This window comes from Roseinatronobacter alkalisoli (assembly GCF_028745735.1).
In the GTDB taxonomy this organism is placed as follows: Bacteria; Pseudomonadota; Alphaproteobacteria; order Rhodobacterales; family Rhodobacteraceae; genus Roseinatronobacter; species Roseinatronobacter alkalisoli.
In genome coordinates, this window is sequence record NZ_JAQZSM010000113.1 from 1 (window position 1) to 1,270 (window position 1,270).

Sequence of the window (1,270 nt, forward strand, 5' to 3'; positions counted from 1 at the left end):
ATGCAATCCGCGCCTTCATACCTTCAAGCGCGGCGCGCCAATCCGAAATCACTCCAGCCCAATCCGATACGGACATCGAAATTCCTCCCCAATTGCTCAGGCAGGATTGAATCAGATATCCATATTATATGCAACTGTAGTACTAGTCAACACAGAAGAAATAACTAGGGCTACGGACATCATTAATCAAGACGTTCTGCCATTCTTAACTGATCAATGTAGCGCGTTTGGTATTGCAGGCCTCATTGCTGATCCGACGCTTATTTTTCATGGCGAGACTGAGGATATTGCGAGCGGATTTCGAGGGGGACAAATGCCGGAAGACCTCCCGGGAGTAATGAGCTATGAAATACTGATTCGGGCTATTTCGGATGAACTTCACAGACGTGGTCTTTTCCCCGAAAATTTGATCGAATTAGATAAACGCGGCCTCGAAAATTACGAGGAATTGGCGGAGTTTTTTGTCGGCGACCCGGCAACTTACCGTTGGTGGGACGAGGATTCCTACGATGGAGGGCTTTGGCGAGAGCCAGGAGAGATAACAAACCCAATTCTCTGCCTCTCCGCGGATGACATCGCGCCAGTATATCAGACAAGCAGACATTTTGGCGGTCGATGGACGGATAAGTCTGGGCTGAGACTTATATTTGTGCGTGACCCCGTAGTTGATGAGATATATCGTGGGGAGCTTCCAACTTCGTTATTTCATAGCGGAGAGCTGAGGATTGAGAACATTGTGAGGCTTCGTTCTTTTTTGAGTACTCTCGAGCTGATGGATGTGACCCCGTTCGACGCTTGGCTAGGGGTGGAATTTTGGGAAGGGCGTCCATTTCAGACTATCGATGGTACAGCGTGCGCCATACTAGTCGCGGCGGAACCTTACCAAGGAGGTAGCGATGCTGCAGGTCAGTTTATGGAATGAATTAGACCCCATGATCGCGCCCTGAGCTGACTGGCTTGGTGGTCTCTCCCGCGGCATTCTGCATTCGAGGGTTGCGCCGGATGGGCCGGTGCCGAGCCTCAAGAATGGGAGAGAGACCAAATGCAGGATAGCACGTTCATTGGGTTGGATGTCCATAAGGCGACGATATCGATTGCGGTTGCGCAGGGGGAGCGTCGCGGCGGGGACTGTTGCATTAATCTCGTTGAGCCGTGTGACGTCAAATATGCTGAGGTTACGCAACGGTTTCGAACAAGCGATCGATGAACGCGATCTCGCCTCTGACTCCTGGCTGTTTGTGGTCCAGATGGTCGCGCTTGATGGTTCGGA

Annotated in this window: 1 protein-coding gene and 1 pseudogene; one reads left to right on the plus strand and one right to left on the minus strand. The window is 51.3% G+C overall.

Annotated features, from left to right (window positions below; genetic code table 11):
* A partial coding sequence (locus PUT78_RS23575; protein ID WP_274354645.1) for a hypothetical protein occupies positions 1-922 on the plus strand: 922 nt, incomplete at its 5' end.
* A gap of 253 nt (positions 923-1,175) precedes the next feature.
* On the opposite strand, the pseudogene PUT78_RS23990 reads toward PUT78_RS23575, so the two are convergent.
* A pseudogene (locus PUT78_RS23990) lies at positions 1,176-1,270 on the minus strand (IS6 family transposase); the annotation flags it as partial.